Here is an 18,994-nt window from a genome sequence, read left to right on the forward strand (position 1 = left end):
TGTTGAACGGCAGAAGAAGCCTCTAGAGTCCGCCCATGCGGCTGGGGACGGGCGGACGGACGGGCGGACGGACGGGCGGACGGGCGGCATGGGGTGCGGCGGGCGCGCTGGCCGCGGCCCTTCTGCTCGTGGTCGGCCCCGCCGACGCGGGACCCGCGCACACGGCCACCGGCCATCGCTGGATCACCGACGACCGGGGCCGCGCCCTCGTCCTGACCGGACTCAACACCGCCTCCAGCGCCAAGGCCCCTCCCGACGGCCTCCCTTGGATCAAGGAGGCCGACGTACAGCGCGAATCGGACGCGCTCGGCTCCGACTTCGTCCGCTTCCTCATCCAGTGGCGCAACGTCGAGCCGGAGCCGGGCAGGTACGACGACGGCTATCTCGCCCAGGTCGCCGAGCGCGTGCGCTGGTACGGGACGCGCGGCTACCACGTCATGCTCGACCTGCACCAGGACGTCTACGGCCCCGCGGTCAAGGGCAACGGCGCCCCCGCGTGGGCGACCGAGCCCGACGGCCTGCCGGTCGCCGAGCAGGGCCAGTGGGAACTCAAGTACATCGAGCCGGGGACGGTACGGGCCTTCGACCACTTCTGGGGGACGCGCCCGGGCGGCCGTGATCTGCGGGCGCACTACGCGGCCGCCTGGGCGCACATCGCCGCGCGGTTCGCCGGCGATCCGGCCGTGCTCGGCTACGACCTGATGAACGAGCCCTTCGGCGGCAGCGTCCAGGGCCCCGCCTTCGAGGCCGGCCCGCTCGCCGCGCTCTACCGGCGGACCATTGCCGCGATCCGCGACGTCGACCCCGACTCCTGGATCTTCGTCGAGCCCGCGGCGGTCAGCGCCAACTGGGGCCTGCCGAGCGGACTTCCGTACCTCAAGGACCCGCGCGGCGACGGCGAGAACGCGCGCATCGCGTACGCACCCCACCTCTACCCCCTCCCCATGGACCTCGGCGGCGGCTACACCGGGGACACCGGGAAGTGGGTCGACCGCACGCTCGCCTCCTGGCGGGAACAGACCGAGAAGACCGCCCGGCGCCTCGGCGCCCCGGTCCTGATCGGCGAGTACGGCCTGGACGCCACGCTGCCCGGCGCCCTGGACTACGTCGCCAGGGTGCGCGCACTGGCCGACGAGATGGGCGCGGGCACCGCGTACTGGTCCAACGACCCCGGTCCCTGGGCCCCTTGGGACCAGAGCCTGAAGCCCACCCCGCTCCTCCCGGTCCTGGACCGCCCGGCGCCGAAGGCCATCGCGGGCGACCCCGTCTCCTACGGCTGGGACGAGCCGAGCCGCACGTTCTCGGTGACCTGGCGCCCGAAGGCAAGTGTGCGCGGCACCACGGAGGTGTATCTGCCCGCCCGGCTCTTCCCGCACGGGGCCGTGGTCACGGGCGACGGCGAGGCGGCGGGCTGGGACCCCAGGTCGCGCACCCTGCACGTCACTTCGGGACAGGCCGGCGCGAAAGAGGTCGCGGTACGGATACGCCCACGGGCGTGAGCGGGGCCGGGAGCGAATCGAGCCACCCGGGCCGCGGGGGAGTTGTGCGGGGCGCGGTGGCCTTCCTAGCCTCCGGGATGCGTCCGAAGGCGTACGTACGTCCATCGCACCGCACGCATCAGGAGGCAGAGGCCATGGTCACCACCGACCGGTCCCGTGGACGACTGCGCTGGCGGGGGCTGCTGGCCGCCGCACAGCGGGAGTACGACGCCCCGACTCCCCACTACGACAAGGTCATCGAGCTCCTCGACCAGGTGGTCGGCGCCGCCGCGCCGAGCGCCGCACTGCGCAGCGCGAAGGCGTTGCAGGCCCTCGCGCTGACCCAGCTCGCCTACACGGCCGAGTACGGCCCGCTGCGCACGGTCTATCTGACGGCGGCCCGCGAACTGGCGAAGGGCCAGGTCAGCGCGCGCCGGGTGTCCGCCGCACCGAGCGGCCCGCCAGCACGTCGGTCCGCCGGCCGTCCTCGATGACGAACCTGCCGTCGATCAGGACGTAGGGGATGCCGACGGGCAGCGTGCGCGGGGACTCGAAGGTGGAGCCCGCGGCGACGGTGTCCGGGTCGAACAGGACGAGGTCCGCGCGGTAGCCCTCGCGGACCAGACCCCGGTCGGGAAGGCGCAGCCGGGCGGCCGGGCGCGAGGTGAGATGGGCGACGGTCTCCTCAAGCGACATGATGCCCAACTCCCGTGCGTAGCGCCCGAGATACTGCGGGAACGTGCCGTAGGCGCGCGGGTGCGGCTTGTATCCCTGGAGGATGCCGTCGCTTCCGCCGGTGTGCACCGGGTGCCGCATGATGGCCCGCACGTTCTCCTCGTGCCCGACGTGCTGGAGGATGGTCGACCCGAGCCGGTCGTTGACGAGCAGCCGGCGCGCGGTGGTCCACGGCGCCTCGCCGCGCTGGGCCGCCGCCTCGGCGACGGTCTTGCCGACGCAGCCCGCGAGCCCCGGGTCGCTCACGCCCGAGATCTCGATGGTGTCCCACTCGATGGGCACGCCGTGACAGCCGTCCGCGCCGACGACCTCCATGTGGTGCCGGATGCGCTCGGCGGTGTCGTCGTCGCGGAGCCGCGCGAGAATGGCCTCGGGCCCGCCCTCGCTCGCCCAACTGGGCAGCATCGCGACGAGAGTTGTGCAGCCGGGCGTGTACGGATACGTGTCGAGGGAGATGTCGGCCCCGGCGGCCAGGGCGTCGTCGAGCAGACCGAGGAGCTCGGGCGCGCGGCCCTTGTTCACGCCGAAGTTCATGGTGGCGTGGGCCAGGTGCAGCGCGCATCCGGCGTCCCGGGTGAGCCGGACCATCTCCTCGTACGCGTCGAGGGCGCCGGCGCCGTAGGAGCGGTGGTGCGGGCAGTAGTAGCCGTCGTAGCGGGCCACGACCCGGCACAGCTCGGTGAGCTCGGAATCCGTGGCGTACATGCCCGGCGTGTAGGTGAGCCCGGAGGACATCCCGACGGCGCCCTCCTCCAGGCCCTGGGCGACCAACTCCCGCATCCGGTCGAGCTGTTGCGGTGTGGCGGGCCGGTCGTCCCACCCGACGGCGTACATCCGCACGGTGCCCTGCGGGATCAGGTAGGCGGCGTTCACCGCGATGCCGCGGTCGAGCCGGTCGAGGTATTCGCCGACGGACCGCCAGTCGAAGTCGATGTCGCTGCCGTCGCCGTTCCACCCGGTGATGGCACGTCTCACCTCGCCGAGCGTGCGGTCGTCGACGGGCGCGTACGAGAGCCCGTCCTGCCCGAGCACCTCCAGGGTGACGCCCTGGGCGGCCTTGGCGCTGTGGTCCGGGTCGCGGAGCAGGGCGAGGTCGGAGTGGGCGTGCATGTCGATGAACCCGGGGGAGAGGGCGAGGCCGTGGGCATCGAGAGTGCGGCGCGCTGTGAGCGGGGGCTCGCCGGGCTGCCGGATCTTCTCGATCCGGCCGTTGCTCAGGCCGACGTCCGCGGGGTACGAGGGGGTGCCGGTGCCGTCGATGACGCGTGCGCCCCGGATGACCAGGTCCATGCCGCCTCTTCTTGTCGGTTCTGGTGGTGACTGCGACGCCGGGCGGGCCCCGGTGTGCGGTGCGCCGGGGCTCCGCCCCGGACCCCGGGTTCTGGCCCCTCCCCGCCCCTTCCCTGAACCCTCCCGGGGGGGCTTTGCGGGGCTGCGCCCCGGGTCCCCCGGTTCGGCTGCGGGCCGTGCGGGGCGGGTCGCGCAGTTCCCCGCGCCCCTGAAGACCTTGGCGCCGGCCCGTACGGGGGCTGGGGGCGGGCCGGGGTCAGAAGTACGTGCGGAGGTAGTCCGAGACCACCCCGTCCGCCCCCACCACCGGCACGAGCCCCCACTTGTCGAACGCCGTGCACGGATGCGAGAGCCCCATCCCCACCCAGTCCCCGACGGCCAGCGAAACCCCCGGCTCCGTCCGCAGCCACCCGTGCTGATCGGAGAGCCCGGTGACCGAGATGCCGGAGGCATCCCGTACCTCCCCGGTGCGGGCGTCCCGCACGACCTGCGCCTCGGGCAGATCGAGGTCGTACGCCGCGTCCCGCTTCCCCGCGTTCACGAACGCCTGCTCCGGCGACGGCCGCGAGACGACCTGGGCCCAGAGCCGGAAGGCCGGCTGAAGCGATCCCTCCGCGGGCACCCGGTTGAAGGGGGTCAGCTTCCGGTAGTGCCCGTCGTCGTGCGACACGTACGCCCCGGAGCGGAGCAACTTCAGCACGGGAAGGCTCAGTTGGGGCACGGAGGCGAACACGTCCGCCACCGCGTCGAACCAGGCGGAGCCTCCCGCGCTGAGCACGATCTCGGAGATCCCGAGCCCGGAGAAGCGTCCCGCCTTGTCGAAGTCCGCGGCGAGCGAGACGAGCCGGGCCAGGTAGGCGCGGACCCGCTCGGGGTCGGCCGAGGGCACCTCGCCCTCGTACCCGGCGACCCCCACGAGCCGCAGCGTGGACGTGGCGGCCACCGCGTCGGCGACCTCCGCGCACCCCGCCTCCGTACGCACCCCCGTGCGCGCGCCCTCGCCCGCCGCGAGCTCGACGACCACGTCGACCCGCCGGGCCGAGCCGCGCAGGGCCTGGTCCATCAGCTCGACCCCGCGTACGGAGTCGACGTAACAGATGAAGCGGAACGCCTCGTCCCGCTCCAGCTCGCCCGCGATCCAGCGCAGCGCCACCGCGTCGACGAGTTCGTTCGCGAGGAAGATCCGCTCGATTCCGAACGCCCTTGCCACCCGCACCTGGTGGGGCACCGCGAGTGTGATGCCCCAGGCGCCGCGCTCGATCTGGCGGGCGAAGAGCCGCGGCGCCATCGAGGTCTTGCCGTGCGGCGCGAAGGCGAGGCCGTGGCGTTCCGCGTACGTCTCCAGGAGCGCGAGGTTGTGCTCGACGGCCTCCGCCGACAGGGTCAGGACCGGCGTGGTGAAACCGCCGGTGAACAGGTCGCGGCGCTCGGCGGCGAGCTCGGCCACGGTGAGCCCCTCGGCGTCCGGCGGCAGGCCCTTGAAACGGTGGTCGACGCGTTCGGCGCTCAGCGCCGCAAGCCTGTCTTCGCGATCGGTGGCTGCCACGGAAACCTCACCCTCCTCGGGGGATGGCGTTGCAACATCTGCAACACCCATTGCGCATATCGCTCAATGCTGTCTAACATCCGGGCCAACGCCGGGTCAATGACCGGCCCCGGCCGCCCAGCAGCGAGGAGCCAGCAGTGACCACCGGATCCCCAGCCGTCACGGACGGCGCCGACACCCCCGTCGACGTCGTCTGCCTCGGCGAGTCCATGGTCACCTTCCTGCCCGCCCGGCCGGGCCGCCTCGCCGACGTGCCCGCCTTCGAGCGGGGGATCGGCGGCGCCGAGTCCAACGTGGCCTGCGCGCTCGCCGCCGCCGGACACAGCACACGCTGGGTCAGCCGGGTCGGCGCGGACGGCTTCGGCGACCACCTGGTCGAGGCGGTCGGCTCGTACGGCGTCGATGTGCGTGCCGTACGCCGTGACCCGGAGCGGCCCACCGGGATCTACTTCCGCACCGCCGACGACCGGGCGGCCGACGGGCACGAGGTGCTCTACTACCGCGCCGGGTCGGCCGCCTCCGCGATGTCGCCGGCGACCGTCCCGTACCGCGACCTGTGGACGGGCCGCATCCTGCACCTGTCCGGGATCACCGCGGCCCTGTCCGACGACTGCCTCGCCCTGATGCGCGACCTGGTGGTGGGCCGCCCCGGCCGTCCCACGGTCTCCTTCGACGTCAACTACCGGCCCGGCCTGTGGCGGGACGCGGCCGGGCCGCGGGTCCTGCTCGACCTCGCCCGCGGCGCGGACATCGTGTTCGTCGGCGAGGACGAGGCGGAGGCCGCGTGGGGGCTGCGCGGCGCCGCCGCCGTGCGGACCGCCCTGCCCGAGCCGGGGGTGCTCGTGGTCAAGCAGGGCGCGGCGGGAGCGACCGTGTTCGCCCGCGGGGATTCCCCCGCGTCCGACGAAGCCGGCTGTTTCGCGCCCTCCCCCCGCGTCGACGTCGTCGCCCCCGTCGGCGCGGGCGACGCGTTCGCCGCGGGGTTCCTCTCCGCGACCCTGCGCGGCCTCGGCGTACGCGACCGCATCCGGCACGGGCACCTCATGGCCGCCGCCGTGCTCACCGTCCCCGGCGACCTCACCCAGCCCCCGGCGCGCGTCCACGCCGACCGGCTCGTGGCCCTGGACGACGCCGCCTGGGGGACACTTCGTCTCGGCCCCGGGTGGACGGGGGACGACCAGGAGGTACGTACGTCATGAGCCAGACCGTCGACCGGGCGCTGAGCATCCTGCCGCTGCTCGCGCAGGGGCCCGCCGACCTCGGGCAGGTCGCCGACCGGCTGGGGGTGCACAAGTCCACCGCGCTGCGGCTCCTGCGCACCCTGCACGAGCACGGGCTCGTCTACCGCCAGGAGGACCAGCGCTACCGGCTCGGCGCCCGGCTCTTCGCCCTCGCGCAGGAGGCCGTCGAGAACCTGGACGTGCGCGAGATCGCCCACCCCCACCTGGTCGCGCTCAACGAGCGGATCGGGCACACCGTCCACCTCGCCGTGCACGAGGAGGGCGAGGTCCTCTACATCGACAAGGTCGAGAGCCGCTACCCGGTGCGGATGTACTCCCGCATCGGCAAGCCCGTCGCCATCACGGTGGCCGCCGTCGCCAAGCTGCTCCTTGCCGACCTGCCCGAGGCCGAGCGCCGCGCCGTCGCGGAGAAGCTCGACTACCCCACCTACACGTCCCGTTCGACACCCAACGCCGCCGCCTTCCTCAAGGAACTGGCGACGGTGCGCGAACAGGGCTGGGCCACCGACCTCGGTGGCCACGAGGAGTCCATCAACTGCATCGGGGCCCCCATCCACGGTGCGGACGGCCGGGTCGTCGCCGCCATGTCGGTGTCGGCGCCGAACGTCGTCGTCACGGCCGAGGAACTCCTCACCCTGCTTCCCCAGGTGCGCCGCACCGCGGAAGCGATCAGCCGCGAGTACTCCGGCACCGCACCCAACACCCCCTCCGCACAAGGAAGTTCCGATGACCGCTAAGACCGCCATCACCCCGGCCACGCACACCACCCCGCCCGCCAAGTTCTCGCACGGCGTGCGCAAGGGCAACATCCTCCAGGTCGCCGGCCAGGTCGGCTTCCTGCCGGCCGTCGAGGGCCAGGCGCCGACCCCGGCGGGCCCCACCCTGCGCGAGCAGACCCTCCAGACCTTCGCCAACGTCAAGGCGATCCTGGAGGAGGGCGGCGCGAGCTGGGACGACGTGATGATGATGCGCGTCTACCTCACGGACGTGGACCACTTCGCGGAGATGAACGAGATCTACAACGCGTACTTCGAGGAGCAGGGCCTCAAGGCCCCCGCCGCCGCCCGCACCACGGTGTACGTCGGCCTCCCCGCGGGCCTGCTCATCGAGATCGACGCCCTCGCGGTCCTGGACGCCTAGTTCCTTGACCGCCTTAGTCACACCGCTCGACCCGCCGCACGGTGCGGCGCCCCGGACCGCCGGGGCGCCGTGCCGCGGTCCCCCCTGCCCTGGAACCCCCCTGCTTGACAACGGAGTTGGCACATGTTGTTCCACGCTGTCGCGGCCGCCGCCCCACCACCCCCCGTGCACACGGGAGGCATCCTCCCCCTCATCGGCGGCACCGCCGGCCTGCTGACCGTCGCCGTCCTGGGCATAGCCCTGCTGCTCTTCCTGATCATCAAGGTCAGGCTCCAGCCCTTCGTGGCGCTGCTCGCGGTCTCCATAGCCGTCGGCCTCGGCGCCGGGCTCTCGGTCACCGAACTCTTCGGAACCGTGCAGAAGTCCGCCGCCGTCTCGGTCATCGAGTCCGGCATGGGCGGCATCCTCGGACACGTCGCCATCATCATCGGCCTCGGCACGATGCTCGGCGCGATCCTCGAAGTCAGCGGCGGGGCCGAGGTGTTGAGCACCCGCCTGCTCACCCTCTTCGGCGAGAAGCGCGCCCCCCTCGCGATGGGCCTCACCGGTCTCATCTTCGGCATCCCGGTCTTCTTCGACGTCGGCATCTTCGTCCTCGCGCCGATCGTCTACGCCGCCGCCAAGCGGTCCGGCAAGTCGATCCTGCTCTACTGCATGCCGCTGCTCGCGGGTCTGTCCATGACCCACGCCTTCCTGCCGCCGCACCCCGGCCCGGTCGCCGCGGCCGGTCTGTTCCACGTCTCGCTCGGCTGGGTCATCCTGATGGGCGCCCTCGTCGGCATCCCGTCCGTCCTCGCGGCCTGGGGTTACGCCGCCTGGATCGGCAAGCGCATCTTCGTCGAGGTCCCGCAGGACATGGTCGAGGCCGCCGAGGAGGCCAGGGCCGCCGTCGCCGCCGAACAGCAGGCATCCGGGGTCACTCCGCGCGAGGAGCCGGTGTCGCTCGGCGCGGTGCTCGCCATCATCGGCACCCCGCTGATCCTGATCCTGGCCGCCACGTTCTCCTCGATCGCCCTCGACCCCTCCACGCTCCGCTCGGTCCTGGAGTTCTTCGGCAACCCGTTCGTGGCCCTGACCATCGCCCTGGTCCTCGCCTACTACCTGCTCGGCATCCGGCGCGGCTGGTCCCGCAAGTCCCTGGAGACGGTGTCCACTTCGTCGCTCAAGCCGGTCGGCAACATCCTGCTCGTGGTCGGCGCGGGCGGCATCTTCGGCGCGGTCCTGAAAGCATCGGGCATCGCCGACGCGCTCGCCAGCACCTTCCACAGCGTCGGCCTCCCGGTGATCCTGCTGGCCTGGCTGATCTCGGTCGTCCTGCGCGTGGCCCAGGGCTCGGCGACGGTCGCGATCGTCACCACGGCCGGCATCGTGGTCCCCCTGGTGGAGGGCTCCGGCTACTCCCAGGCCCACCTGGCCCTGATCATCATGGCCATCTCGGCCGGCTCGATCTTCGCCTCGCACGTCAACGACGGCGGCTTCTGGATGGTCGCCAAGTACTTCGGCATCACCGAGCGCGACACCCTGAAGTCCTGGACGGTTCTGGAATCGGTCCTGTCGGTCGCGGGCTTCGCGGTGGCGGCGCTGCTCAGCCTGGTGATCTAGCGCACCGGCCGCCGCCGCCCCGAGTACCTCAACTCGGCACAGCACGCGCTGCGTTGAACCGCCAGGAGCGCTAAAGTGCTGTTCGATTCGAGTGGACTCGGGGGACGGCGGCATGCGCGGAGAGGCATCCGACGACGGGCGCGTGTACCAGGCGCGCCGCGATCAGCTGATCGAGCAGCGCGACTACACCCTCAACGTCTTCCTCGACAGGGGCGCCGACGCGGAGACCTACCGGGGCGAGGCCGACCGCATCGTCACCGTGCTGCTGCACGCGGTGGGCTCCCTGGAGGAGCGGTGCGAGGCGCTGGAACGCAAGGCGGTTCGCGCCCGCGCCGAGGGCCGCGCCGAGGCGTACGGCGAAATCCAGGCCGAGCTCCAGGAGTCGGGGCTCAAACTCCGCGCTGTACAGGGCAAGTTGAAGGAGGCGCAGCAGGACCGCGAGGTGGCCGAGCGGCTGCTGACCGAGGCCCGGCGCGCGGCGGACGAGTACCGCAGGGAGATCGAGGAGCTCCGGCGCCGGCAGGAGGTCCAGGAGCCGCAGCGGGAGCCCGAGCCCGACCCCGAGCCCGCGCTCGACGACTACGACCGGTTCATCGACACCGCCGACGCCGAACTCGCCGAACTGCGCGCCTCGTTGGAGCGGCTGGGTGACGAGATGTCCCTGCGGCGCGACGAAGGGGCGGACGGCCGCGTGGTGGCGGGGGAGCTCGTCGGCGAGAGCGCCGCGGCTCCGGAGGCGGCTCCGCGCACCCCGGAGCAGGGAGGCCGGGCCGACGCCGGGGACCCCTTCGCGGGGGAGGACGGGTGCGGGTGGAAGCCGCCGCCTCTCGCGCTGGACGGCGAACCGGACCCGTGGCCGGACACGGACGCCCCGGCCTCCGGCGGCGAGACCTCCGGCACCGCGCTGTCGGGCGGCGGGACCTCTGGCGGCGTGCTGTCGGGCAGCGGAACCTCCGGCACCGCGCTGTCGGGCAGCGGGACCTCCGGCACCGCGCTGTCGGGCAGCGGGACCTCCAGCACCGAGGTCTCCGCTGCCGGCGGCTCCGGCACCGACCTCTCCGGCACCGGTGCCGATGCGGCCGGTCTCGTGGCGGCGGGCCCCGAGGGCACCGAACCGAAGCGCTCCCCGGCGAAGTCCGACGCCGACGCGAGCCTCTGGGCGATCGCGCCCGCCTTCCTGCTGTCCAACGCCGTTCCCCTGCTGGCGGGCGTGAGCATCCGCGAGATGTACGCGAACCCGCACGGGCCGGCCGTCGCGTGGGGTGCCGTCTACGTCGTGGGCTCCCTCGTGTTCGGCTACGCCCTCGGGGCGCTGCTGAAGGTCCTCGTCCTCAAGGCGGGCGGCTGTTCGGGCGACCAACTGCTGGAGAGGTGGGCCACCTATACGTTGTTGTCCCCCCTCCCGCTCATCTACGGCCTCTGCCTCCCGGCTTCCCTCGGCCCGTGGGTGTCGGCCGCCGCGCGGTCCGTCGCGCACTGGCTGGGCCCCGTATAGGCGAAGAGCCGGGCAGGACGGGGCGATTCGCCTCCGCTCAACTGAGCCCGCCCACTTGTCGGTTGGGGTGACGGCACTCAAGAATGGCGGTGCCCATGACAAGCCGAAGGACCTTCGGCACCGTCATTCAGAGGGGAACCCCCACATGAAGAAGCCTCTCGTCGGCGCGCTGTTCGGCCTGCTCCTCGTCGGAGCGTCCGCAGCCCCGGCCCTGGCCGCACAGACGGCGACACCCACGCCCGCCAAGCCCGCCGCCAAGGCGGCCGAGCCGGCCGTGAAGGCGGTCAACTTCGCCGGAACGGTGGCGCTGAGCAACTGCTCGGGCTCCGTCATCCGCATGCCCAGCTCGCAGCCGAGCGACCCCGCGCTCGTGCTCTCGAACGGCCACTGCCTGGAGACCGGCTTCCCCGCCGCCGGCGAAGTCATCACCAATCAGCCGTCGTCCCGCACCTTCTCGCTGCTCAACGCGTCCGGCTCCAAGGTCGCCACGCTGCGCGCGAGCAAGGTCGCGTACGCCACGATGACCGACACGGACATCACGATCTACCAGCTCAACACCACCTACGCCCAGATCCAGAGCAGCTACGGGATCAGCGCGCTCACCCTCAACGACGTCCATCCGACCCAGGGTTCGGCCATCAAGGTCGTGTCCGGGTACTGGAAGCGGACCTACAGCTGCAATGTGGACGGCTTCGTCTACCGGCTGAAGGAGGGCGACTGGACCTGGAAGGACTCGGTCCGCTACACCCCGTCGTGCAACACCATCGGCGGCACCTCGGGCTCCCCGGTGATCGACACGACGACCGGCAAGGTCGTCGCCGTCAACAACACCGGCAACGAGGACGGCGAGCGCTGCACCGAGAACAACCCGTGCGAGGTGGACCAGAACGGCAACGTCACCGTCCACCAGGGCACCAACTACGCCGAGGAGACGTACATCATCGTCGCCTGCGTCGGCGCCGGCAACAAGATCGACCTGAGCCGCGCGGGCTGCACCCTGCCCAAGCCGTGACCGGCTGAACCGGCACGACAGCGGCGCCGCCCGGGAGTTCGGGCGGCGCCGCTGCCGTATGCGGTGCGCGTGGACGCGCTGGGGATGTACGTGCCCCGGGTTACGGAAGGGCGTGGACGTGCGGGCCGACCGCGCCGGACCAGGCGTTGCCGGACTTCGCGTCCCAGTTGGTGGACCAGGTCATCGCGCCGCGCAGGGTCGGGTAGGTCTTGGACGGCTTGAAGGTGCCGCAGCTCGTGCCCTTGGTCAGGCAGTCGAGCGCCGCGTTCACCACGGACGGCGAGACGTAGCCGCTGCCCGCGCCGGACGTGGAGGCCGGCAGGCCGAGCCCGACCTGCGAGGGATCGAGACCGCCCTGGAGCTGGATGCAGGCGAGCGCGGTCAGGAAGTCGACCGTGCCCTGCGAGTAGACGTTGCCGTCGCAGCCGTTCATCGAACCGCTGTTGTAGTACTGCATGTTGACGACGGTCAGGATGTCCTTGATGTTGAGCGCCGTCTTGAAGTACTCGTTCGACGGGGACTGCATGTCGATGGTCTGCGGGGCCATCGTGATGACGGTCTTGCTGCCGCCCTTCGCGGCGATGGCCTTCAACGCCTGGGTCATGTAGGTGGAGTTGAGGCCGTTCTCCAGGTCGATGTCGACGCCGTCGAAGCCGTACGTCTGCATCAGCGAGTACACCGAGTTGGCGAAGTTGTTCGCCGAGTTGGAGTCGCTCACCGAGATCGTGCCGTTCTGGCCGCCGATCGAGATGATCACGGACTTGCCGGCCGCGTGCTTGGCCGCGATGTCCGCCTTGAACTGGTCGACGGTGTAACCGCCGAGACCGGCCGAGTCGAGCGTGAAGCTCACCGCGCCCGGCGTGCTGGTGGCGTCCGCGAAGGCCACCGCGATGATGTCGTAGTCCGCCGGCACATCGCTGATCTTCTGGACCGTCGCGCCGTTGTTGAAGTTCTGCCAGTAGCCGGTCACCGCGTGCTTGGGCACGTTCCCGCCGCCACCCGGGTTGCCGCCGGAGGCCGAGGTGGTGCCGGTCACCGCCGCCGACTTGGGGGACTCGCCCGCCGCGTTGGTCGCGCTCACCTGGAACTGGTACGAGGTCGACGCGCTCAGCCCGGTCACGGTCGCCGAACTGCCGGTCACCGACTGCACCTTGGTGCCGCCCTGGTAGACGTTGTACCCGGTCGCGTTCGACACCGCGCCCCACGACAGGTTCACCGAGGACGAGCTCACCGAGCCGACCGCGAGGCCGGCGGGCGCCGCCGGGACCGTCGGGGCCGGGTCGCCGCCCCCGCCGCCGTCCGGCCCGAACACCGAGAAGTCATCGGCGTAGTAGGCGGGTTGGCCGTACCAGCCGTGCGTGTAGATCTGCACGGAAGTGGTGGACGAGCCGGTCTTGAAGCTGGTGGTCAGCTGGCCGTAGCCGCTGCCCGTGCCGGGCGTCCAGGTCGATACGTCGGTGGTGCCGGTGCCGCTGGCGCCGAGATAGACGTAACTGCCCTGGACCCAAGCGCTCAGCGTGTAGGTCGAGTTGGGCTTCACGGCGACGGTCTGCGAACACTGCGCGGTGTCCGAGCCCGAGGGCGTGGCCTTGAGGGCGGCCGTTCCGCCGTGCACGGGCGAGGAGACGGCGACGCCGCTCCCGGCCGTGCAGCTCCAGTTGCCGAGGCCCGACTCGAACCCGGCGTTCTTGGCGTTGTTGACGTCGGCCGCCTGGGCGGTGCCGGCGAGCCCGGCTATGGACAGGGCACCGGCCGCGACCACGGCCAGGGCGAGCCTTGCATGTCTCGCGCGGTTCACTTGCTGCCTCCGGGAGGGGAGTGGGGAGGGTGGGGAGTGAAGGGGGAAGTGAAGGAACGGGGAAGCGGGACGGCAGGCGGGGGAGGTCGTCGTCCTGGTCGCACAACTTGGTCCAGACCAATTCGCTTGTCAAGACCTCTCGCACGGACCTGGGGGTGGGGCCGGGGGGGGGGGGGGGGGGAACCGGGTGCGGCCCGGCTCCGGTGGGCGAGGATCAATTCCAGCCCGGGGATGGCCGACTTCGTACGCAACTCCCGTCCCACGCGCACCAAAACCGGCCCCGGAAGCACACAGGAAAGGAGAAGACGGTTCTCCGGCCGGTAGGTCGTGGATAAAGTGCTGATGCAGGTGGGAATGGCAAGGATCAGTTGCGGTCGTGGGGGCTCGCGCAGCCTCGCGCACCGCATGGAACGGGGGCCCTGGGTGGCGACCGCGATCAGTGAACGGGGGCCCGGGACGTGCCGACCGCGATAGCCGTCACCAGCCCCGACCTGGTGTTGCCGCCGACCGACCCGCAGACGCCGCTCGCGGCTCTGCTCCAGTCGCCGGACGCCCAGCCGCTCGACTCCGCACTCGTCGACATGCAGCGCCTCCTGGAACAGCACGGGTACGTCATTGCCTTCTGTCCGGCGTCCATTCCGGCGGCCCATGAACAGCGGCTGCACACTGTTCGGTCGCTGCTGGAAACCGACCGGATCACGCTGATCAAATCCGAGCTGCCCCCGCTCGGACTGGCCATTCTGGTAAGGCAGTTGAGACAGCTCTCGGTATGTGACTTCAGCCCCGGTGTCATCGCGTCGGCGGCCCGGCTGCTGTCGCACTACATCCACGCCGGAGCCGTGCTCAACTCCGTGACGCGTCTGGAGCGCGTCCCGGTCGGGCTCACCGCCCATGCCAAGTCATGGATGCCCGGGAGCCAGTTCGCCGTCCTCGCCAACCCGACGCCCCAGCTCGTCAAGCTGGGCCCGGCGGCCACCCTGGAGGGGCCCGACTTCGCCTGCGAGCTGCTGCTGGCCAGGGGGTCCGCCAGCGCCGAGTGGATCACCGGCACACTCGCCCCCGCCTGGCGGATCAGGGCCGTTCAGGAGACCGCCCTGCCTGTCGACTCGGCCGCCTGGTGGGGCACCGGCAAGCTGACCGAGTTCGCCGCCTATCTGCCCGACATCGCGGTGCTCTACCAACTGGTGGCCTCGGTGCGGCGCGAACAGTGCCGCTGGTGCCCCATGGAACTCATCGGCGACCGCTGTGGATTCTGCGCCTCCCGCCAGCCGCCCGAGGATGAGGCCGACCCGCCGCACGGGGGCGTCGCCCTCGCCCCCGTGCCGGCCTCCGCCTACCGCTCCCGGCCCCTTACCCGGGCCGAACGCCGCCGCGCCATCGCGCCGGGCCCGTGACCGCGACACCCGGCCCCAGCACGGCATGTGCCCGCCCTGCCCCACGTCAGCGAACGAGGTCGTACGGTCAATGAACTCCCGCCAGCGCCGCGGCATCATCCTTCTCCTCCTCTCGCTCCTGTGTGCCCTCGGTGCGTTCGCCGGGGTGCTCATGGTGATCAGCGACGTGGACTCCAAGGTGGGCCCCGAGGTGACGGCGTACAAACTGAAGGACGACATCGACGCCTACGCGCCGTTGAAGGCGGACCAGTTCGTCAGGACGAGCATGCCCAAACGCTGGCTCTCGCAGGGTGCGGTCACCGATCTCTCCGACGTCATCGGCAAGATGGCGGCGACCCATCTCACCAAGGGCTCGCTGCTCCAGGACGGCATGTTCACCGACCGGCCCCAACTCAAGCCGGGTGAGCAGGAGATCGCCATCATGATCGACGCGTCGACGGGAGTGGCGGGAAAGATCAACGGGAACGACAGCGTCAACATCTTCGCCACGTTCCCCGCGACCAAACAGGGCGACACCCCCGAGTCCAAACTCATCGTCGCCAACGCCCGCGTGATCCAGGTGGGCGCCGTCCAGGCCCTGACCCCGAGCGCGTCGGACAAGAACCAGACCACGCAGGCCGTCCCCATCACCTTCGCCCTCAACACCCTGGACGCCCAACGGGTCGCCTACGCCGAGTCGTTCGCCACCCATGTCCGTCTCGCGCTGGTCGGCCGCGGCAACGGCGACAGCACGATTCCCCCCGGTGACCGTACGTACCGGCTCGAAAAGGACCAGTGAGGTGCGGATGACCACCCGAATCCTTCCGGCCGTCTCCGACGCGGACGCCGCCCGATCCGTCACCACCCTGCTCAGCCAGCTCCCCGACGCCGAACCCGCGGTACCGGTCGGCGACTCCACACAGTTGCTCGACACCCTGGCCAGGCTCGCGGGTGAGTCCCTGGACGAACTCCCCGAGGTCGTTCTGGTCCACGAGCGCATCGGCCCGGTCCCGGCCCTCGAACTGATCCGGGAGGTCGCCCTGCGCTTCCCGGCGGTCGGCGTCGTCCTGATCTCCTCCGACGCCGGGCCCGCGGTCTTCTCCGCCGCCATGGACTCCGGCGCCCGTGGCCTGGTCGCGCTGCCGCTGTCGTACGAGGAGCTCGCGGTACGGGTCCAAGCGGCGGCCCAGTGGTCCGCGGGCGTACGTCGGCACCTGGGTGCGAACCTTGACGTCTTCACCGGGCCCGGCGGCACCGTCACCACCGTCACCGGGGCCAAGGGCGGTGTCGGCACCACCCTCGTCGCGGTACAACTCGCCCTCGCCTCACGGGCGTCGGGCCGCACCACCGTGCTGCTCGACCTGGACCTCCAGGCCGGCGACGTCGCCTCCTACCTGGACGTGCAGTTCCGGCGTTCCATCGCCGACCTCGCCGCGATCACCGACATCTCGCCCCGCGTCCTGGCCGACGCCGTCTTCAACCACGAGAGCGGGCTTGCCCTGCTGCTCGCCCCCGCCGAGGGGGAGCGCGGCGAGGAGGTCACGGACCGGTCCGCCCGCCAGATCATCGGCGCCCTGCGCACCCGCTACGAGGCCGTCGTCGTGGACTGCGGCACTCAGACGACCGCCGCCAACGCGGCCGCGGTCGAGATGGCTGACGTCGCGCTCCTCGTCACCACCCCGGACGTCGTGTCCGTACGCGGCGCCAAGCGGACCGTACGGATGTGGGACCGGCTCCAGATCCGCAAGGCCGAGGAGACCACCACCGTGGTGAACCGGCACACCCGGAACACCGAGATCCAGCCCCCGCTGGTCCAGAAGATCACCGGCACCAGGGTCTCCCAGACCGCCGTGCCGGCCCACTTCAAGGAACTCCAGTCCGCCGTGGACGCGGGCCGGCTGCACGATCTGGACCACAAGAGCACGGTCAAGCAGGCCATCTGGGCCCTGGCCGGCGAGATCGGCCTGCTCAAGGCCCCGGACGGCAGAGCCAAGGCGCGCGCCGCCCGGGGCTCCGGCCTGGTGCTCCGGCGCAAGGGGTCCTGATGCGGGGGCTGCGCCTGGCGCGCGAAGTGCGGCTGAGGCGGAGCCGCGCGGGCGGACGGGATCGGGGGCAGACGGTGATCGAGTTCATCGGAGTGGTCCCGCTGATCCTGCTCCTGCTCGTCGCGCTGTGGCAGTGTGCCCTGGTCGGCTACGCCTTCGTCCTCGTGGGCAACGCGGCGGACGAAGGGGCGCGGGCGGGGGCGGCGGCGGAGGGCGACGGAGCCGCCGCGTGCGAGACGGCGGCCCTGCGCGAGGTGCCCTCGTCCCTCCAGGCAGGCCCTCCCGCTTGCGGAGCGGACGGGGCCGGGATGTACGGGGCGAAGGTCACCCTCAAGATCCCCATCCTGATCCCGGGCGTCCTCAACGGCTTTCCCGTCGAGGGCACCGCCGCCCATGTGAAGGAGCGCTGAGCCGTGCGCATGCGTACGCATCGAGGGCGCGACCGGGACGACCGCGGTCAAGTCGCCCTGGAGTACATCGGGTTCGTCGCCATTCTGCTGCTCGTCGGCCTCGCCGCGATCCAGCTCGGGGTCGCCGCGTACGCCGCGAACCAGGCGGGTACGGGGGCGCGGGCGGCGGCGCGGGCGGCGAGTCTCGACGCGCCGCGGGCGGGCGAGCCGGTGCTGGACCCGGTGGCCGCGGGGACGGCCGCGGTCAGCGGCTGGCTGAAGCCGGAGGTCGCACCCGCCGGGGGCGGGGGAGACGGCGTCTCGTACACCGTCACCATCACGATCCCCAGCGTCATCCCCGGTCTGGGCGACGGATTCTTCGGCACCACCACCCGCACCTCCACCATGCCGAAGCTCCGGCAGCAGAACTGATGCGGACGAGCCGCCCCGAGAAGACTGGAGAGATGACATGAGTCTGCGGGCACGGATCGCCGCTCCCGAGGAGACGGGACCGGGGCGCGAGGACGGCCATCTGGTCGCCTCCTACCGCGCCAAGCTCCTGGAGGAGATCGACCTCGCGGAGATGTCGTCCCTCGCCGCCGCCGAGCGCCGGGCCCGGCTTGAGCGGGTGCTCGGGCACATCATCAGCCGCGAGGGGCCGGTGCTCTCCACCGGCGAGCGGGCACAGCTGATCCGCCGGGTGGTGGACGAGGCGCTCGGCCTCGGGATCCTGGAACCGCTCCTCGAAGACGCCTCGATCACCGAGATCATGGTGAACGGCCCCGACCAGATCTTCGTGGAGCGCGGCGGGCGGGTGGAGCAGCTCCCGCTCCGGTTCGCCTCGCACGAGCAGCTGATGCAGACGATCGAGCGGATCGTGTCGACCGTGAACCGCCGTGTGGACGAGTCGAACCCGATGGTGGACGCCCGGCTGCCGTCCGGCGAGCGGGTCAACGTGATCATCCCGCCGCTGTCGCTGACCGGCGCGACGCTCACCATCCGCCGCTTCCCCCGGTCGTTCACGCTCCAGGAGATGATCACCTTCGGCTCGCTCGACGAGCACATGCTGCTGCTCCTCGCCGGACTCGTACAGGCCCGCTTCAACGTCATCGTGTCGGGCGCCACCGGAACCGGCAAGACCACGCTCCTCAACGCGCTCTCCGGTCTGATCCCGCCGCACGAGCGCATCATCACCATCGAGGACTCCGCCGAACTCCAGCTCCAGCAGGCCCATGTCATCCGCCTGGAGTCGCGGCCCCCCAACGTGGAGGGAAAGGGCCACATCTCCATCCGCGACCTCGTGCGCAACTCGCTGCGCATGCGCCCCGACCGGATCGTGGTCGGCGAGGTCCGCGGCGGCGAGTCGCTCGACATGCTCCAGGCCATGAGCACCGGCCACGACGGCTCGCTCGCCACCGTGCACGCCAACAGCGCCGAGGACGCGCTGATGCGCCTCCAGACGCTGGCCTCGATGTCCGAGGTGGAGGTCCCCTTCGAGGCGCTGCACGACCAGATCAACTCCGCCGTGGACGTCATCGTCCAGCTCACCCGGCAAGCGGACGGCGCTCGCAAGATCACCGAGATCGCTCTGCTCGAATCGCACGGCCGAGAGCCGTACCGGATCACCACCGTGTGCCGTTTCGACGCCCGGCCCATGGCCGCGGACGGCCGCATCCACGGGCACTTCCAGTACTTCCCGCTGCCCCGGCGCGTCGCCGACCGCCTCTACCTCGCCAACCAGCCCGTGCCCCAGGCCTACGGAGTCGCCTCGCACGCCGAACAGCTGGCCGTCCGCCACGCCAACTGACCTGCCGCTCACGTCAATTGCCCGCCCGCCCACGCCAACCGAC

17 protein-coding genes are annotated in these 18,994 nt (G+C 71.6%); 14 read left to right on the forward strand and 3 right to left on the reverse strand.

From position 1 onward, the window contains the following. Nucleotides 1-35: 35 nt before the first annotated feature. Both ACFYNP_RS17720 and ACFYNP_RS17725 read left to right on the forward strand, forming a co-directional pair. Nucleotides 36-1,499, forward strand: coding sequence for a cellulase family glycosylhydrolase (locus tag ACFYNP_RS17720; RefSeq protein WP_388786330.1), 1,464 nt, complete (start codon nucleotides 36-38; stop codon nucleotides 1,497-1,499). A gap of 134 nt (nucleotides 1,500-1,633) precedes the next feature. Next, the gene (locus ACFYNP_RS17725) at nucleotides 1,634-1,972 is read left to right on the forward strand and encodes an alkyl sulfatase dimerization domain-containing protein (RefSeq protein ID WP_388786331.1); all 339 of its coding nucleotides are present in this window, start codon (nucleotides 1,634-1,636) and stop codon (nucleotides 1,970-1,972) included. On the opposite strand, the gene ACFYNP_RS17730 is transcribed toward ACFYNP_RS17725, so the two are convergent. Next, complete coding sequence (locus tag ACFYNP_RS17730; RefSeq protein WP_388786333.1) at nucleotides 1,902-3,503, reverse strand: amidohydrolase family protein; 1,602 nt, start codon at nucleotides 3,501-3,503, stop codon at nucleotides 1,902-1,904. The genes ACFYNP_RS17725 and ACFYNP_RS17730 overlap by 71 nt on opposite strands. A 256-nt stretch (nucleotides 3,504-3,759) precedes the next feature. Continuing rightward, nucleotides 3,760-5,049, reverse strand: a complete 1,290-nt coding sequence (locus ACFYNP_RS17735; protein ID WP_388786334.1) for an amino acid deaminase — start codon at nucleotides 5,047-5,049, stop codon at nucleotides 3,760-3,762. Between the two features lie 137 nt (nucleotides 5,050-5,186). Here ACFYNP_RS17735 and ACFYNP_RS17740 point away from each other — a divergent pair, with 137 nt between their 5' ends. The 6 genes from ACFYNP_RS17740 (at nucleotide 5,187) to ACFYNP_RS17765 (ending at nucleotide 11,539) form a co-directional block, all read left to right on the forward strand. Beyond that, the gene (locus ACFYNP_RS17740; protein ID WP_388786336.1) at nucleotides 5,187-6,248 is read left to right on the forward strand and encodes a sugar kinase; all 1,062 of its coding nucleotides are present in this window, start codon (nucleotides 5,187-5,189) and stop codon (nucleotides 6,246-6,248) included. Next, a complete protein-coding gene (locus ACFYNP_RS17745; protein ID WP_100574837.1) occupies nucleotides 6,245-7,027 on the forward strand; it encodes an IclR family transcriptional regulator in 783 nt (260 codons plus the stop codon). The genes ACFYNP_RS17740 and ACFYNP_RS17745 overlap by 4 nt, the downstream gene beginning before the upstream one ends. Then, nucleotides 7,017-7,430: a RidA family protein gene (locus ACFYNP_RS17750; protein ID WP_362720261.1), complete on the forward strand. Its 414-nt coding sequence runs from the start codon at nucleotides 7,017-7,019 to the stop codon at nucleotides 7,428-7,430. The genes ACFYNP_RS17745 and ACFYNP_RS17750 overlap by 11 nt, the downstream gene beginning before the upstream one ends. 123 nt (nucleotides 7,431-7,553) lie before the next feature. Further along, nucleotides 7,554-9,032, forward strand: a complete 1,479-nt coding sequence (locus tag ACFYNP_RS17755) for a GntP family permease (RefSeq protein WP_161256986.1) — start codon at nucleotides 7,554-7,556, stop codon at nucleotides 9,030-9,032. Nucleotides 9,033-9,144: 112 nt separating this feature from the next. Continuing rightward, on the forward strand, nucleotides 9,145-10,527 hold the full coding sequence (locus ACFYNP_RS17760) for a hypothetical protein (protein ID WP_388786337.1): 1,383 nt from the start codon (nucleotides 9,145-9,147) through the stop codon (nucleotides 10,525-10,527). Nucleotides 10,528-10,672: 145 nt separating this feature from the next. Beyond that, nucleotides 10,673-11,539, forward strand: coding sequence for a serine protease (locus tag ACFYNP_RS17765; RefSeq protein ID WP_388786339.1), 867 nt, complete (start codon nucleotides 10,673-10,675; stop codon nucleotides 11,537-11,539). A 100-nt stretch (nucleotides 11,540-11,639) separates the two neighbouring features. Here ACFYNP_RS17765 and ACFYNP_RS17770 read toward each other — a convergent pair whose 3' ends face one another. After that, nucleotides 11,640-13,337, reverse strand: a complete 1,698-nt coding sequence (locus ACFYNP_RS17770) for a chitinase (RefSeq protein ID WP_388786341.1) — start codon at nucleotides 13,335-13,337, stop codon at nucleotides 11,640-11,642. A 458-nt stretch (nucleotides 13,338-13,795) separates the two neighbouring features. Here ACFYNP_RS17770 and ACFYNP_RS17775 point away from each other — a divergent pair, with 458 nt between their 5' ends. From ACFYNP_RS17775 to ACFYNP_RS17800, 6 genes are all read left to right on the forward strand, one after another. Then, entirely contained in the window at nucleotides 13,796-14,731 is a 936-nt protein-coding gene (locus ACFYNP_RS17775; protein WP_388406173.1) for a hypothetical protein, read from the forward strand. A 70-nt stretch (nucleotides 14,732-14,801) separates the two neighbouring features. Further along, complete coding sequence (gene cpaB / locus ACFYNP_RS17780) at nucleotides 14,802-15,509, forward strand: Flp pilus assembly protein CpaB (RefSeq protein WP_388406176.1); 708 nt, start codon at nucleotides 14,802-14,804, stop codon at nucleotides 15,507-15,509. A 7-nt stretch (nucleotides 15,510-15,516) separates the two neighbouring features. Then, nucleotides 15,517-16,755 (forward strand): CpaE family protein, encoded by a 1,239-nt coding sequence (locus tag ACFYNP_RS17785; RefSeq protein ID WP_388406179.1) that lies wholly within the window; start codon nucleotides 15,517-15,519, stop codon nucleotides 16,753-16,755. A gap of 74 nt (nucleotides 16,756-16,829) precedes the next feature. After that, complete coding sequence (locus ACFYNP_RS17790) at nucleotides 16,830-17,165, forward strand: TadE/TadG family type IV pilus assembly protein (RefSeq protein ID WP_388786343.1); 336 nt, start codon at nucleotides 16,830-16,832, stop codon at nucleotides 17,163-17,165. A gap of 9 nt (nucleotides 17,166-17,174) precedes the next feature. Further along, a complete protein-coding gene (locus tag ACFYNP_RS17795) occupies nucleotides 17,175-17,576 on the forward strand; it encodes a pilus assembly protein (protein ID WP_388786610.1) in 402 nt (133 codons plus the stop codon). A gap of 37 nt (nucleotides 17,577-17,613) precedes the next feature. Beyond that, nucleotides 17,614-18,951: a CpaF family protein gene (locus tag ACFYNP_RS17800; RefSeq protein WP_388786344.1), complete on the forward strand. Its 1,338-nt coding sequence runs from the start codon at nucleotides 17,614-17,616 to the stop codon at nucleotides 18,949-18,951. Nucleotides 18,952-18,994 lie beyond the last annotated feature (43 nt).

The organism is Streptomyces sp. NPDC006691 (assembly GCF_042869955.1).
Taxonomy (GTDB): domain Bacteria; phylum Actinomycetota; class Actinomycetes; order Streptomycetales; family Streptomycetaceae; genus Streptomyces.